Annotated in this window: 2 protein-coding genes; both read right to left on the bottom strand. The window is 66.4% G+C overall.

What is annotated here, in order from left to right; all coding sequences use genetic code 11:
• Positions 1-806 (bottom strand): hypothetical protein (locus J0I64_RS15510; RefSeq protein WP_291409856.1); only part of this gene is annotated, 806 nt, incomplete at its 3' end.
• A gap of 5 nt (positions 807-811) precedes the next feature.
• Positions 812-1,348, bottom strand: a complete 537-nt coding sequence (locus J0I64_RS15505) for a molybdopterin-dependent oxidoreductase (RefSeq protein WP_291409854.1) — start codon at positions 1,346-1,348, stop codon at positions 812-814.
• Positions 1,349-1,703: the final 355 nt, after the last annotated feature.

Raw genomic sequence — 1,703 nt, 5'->3', positions numbered from 1 at the left:
TCCCGCAGCCGCTCCGCGGTGAGAGCGGCATGGGCGCCGACCAGCGATTGTCCAAGCCGCTCATCGGTCGGGGCGTGCAGCAGGCGGGTCATGCCGTCGTTACAATGGGTGCACGAGAGAGTGGTGTCGAAGGCGGCAATGCCTTCGCCGCTGGCGCCCATGATCTGGCCGAGAAAGGTCTTTTCCTGGCGCACCAGCGCCTCGGCGGTTGCAGCCTGGCCCAGGCTGCGCACGAGCCGCAGGATCAGGAAGCCGCCGGTGACCATGATGCCGAGGATGGAGACGATCACCTGGGCAATGCTGCTGTTGTAGCTGTTGCGACGTTCGCCATCGGCAATGCGATTGTTGATCATCACGTCGTTGGCGATGGTGCCGAGGGGTTCGAGAAACTGCCCCATGACGCGGGCGAGCCGGGCGCCATAGCGCGTTACGTCGGTGCCGGAGGCGATCATCGGTTCGAACTGGAGGAGCGCGGTGCGGGCGCGGGAAACGACGCTGACGCGGCCGGCCTCGGCAAGTTGGGCGGCCATGGGGCCGTTCTGCAGGAGGTCGAGGCGGCTCAGGAGCACGTCGAAGCGCAGCGAGATGGCGTCGGGCGTTGCGGGACGGTCGGGCAGGGTCGCCAGTAGCAGGCGGTGAATTTCGTACTGCGTCTGGCTCAGCGCCCAGACGATGCCCTCGCCGGAGCTGGAATGGGTGGTGCGCTCGATTTCGACGAGGCGTGCCAGAGCAAAGGTCAGCAGCACGGCAAAGGCCAGCACGGCGAGCGCCACCACCGTCAGTTCGCGCCGGCGCGGCCGCGGCATGGCACTCACGGCAGAATGAGCCGATAGAGCTGCCAGACCCAACGGTGCTCGAAACGCTCCTCGCGCAACATCGGTACCGCGTCGCGCGGATAGATGATCCAGAGGGGCCCCTTGTCGCGCCGGGTCAGCATCTGCCCGTTCATGCTCCAGGCAAAGAGCACGTCATAGTCGCGAAAATCGCTGAGGGGGATATCGGCCCGGTAGTCGTTGAGCGCGATGGCGGTGACGTGGTTGGACGAAATCCGGCCGATGGCGTCGATGACGTCGCGCGCCCAGACGCCTTCGAATTCGGGCGTGCCGTCGGTCCAGGGCGTGCTCGTCGTCAGTTTGGCAATGCCGAGTGCCTTGAGATCGCTAAGGGTAAAGGTGCGCGTCGTTTCGACCTGGCCGCTGACTTCGAGCACGACCGGCTCGCTCGCACCGAACGCGGAGGTCGACAGGGCCGTGCCGGTCGCGGCAGCAGCCGCTTTCAAGAAATGCCGTCGCTTCATCGGCCCATCGCCCTGTCGTCCCCTGGTGCGCTGCTGCTTTGAGATAGCCATGCCGCAAGGCCGTGGGCAACGCGCGAACCACTGTAGGGCCTAAAAAAATGACCAGCCCCGTTTGAGTCAACGGGGCGCGCCTTGCCCCGCACTCCTAATCGTCTGACCGGGCCGAAGGCGCGAGGGGAATCATCCGCCGCGGCGCTGGCGGCCTGTCTCCGCGACGGGCCGCCCTCCTGGCCTGCCGCGGGGCAGGCCGGCCAGCAATCGGAAAATCCTGAACCTCGGACGCGTGTCGTGTCCGTCGCCGGCCTCGCCTTGCGGGGCGGCTGTCAGTCTTGGAGTCGAACATGGCGCAGCGACCATTTGGCCAAATGAAATCAACCCTGCTGGATCGACGGCGGCGCAACCGGGC

This window comes from Devosia sp., assembly GCF_017307565.1.
Classification (GTDB): domain Bacteria; phylum Pseudomonadota; class Alphaproteobacteria; order Rhizobiales; family Devosiaceae; genus Devosia.
The sequence above is the reverse complement of the archived record's forward strand: the minus strand, read 5'-3'. Positions and strand labels throughout refer to the sequence as shown.

Coding starts and splice junctions, on each gene's coding strand:
- J0I64_RS15505 (WP_291409854.1), bottom strand. CDS start 1,348: ATGGCTATCTCAAAGCAGCAGCGCACCAGGGGACGACAGGGCGATGGG.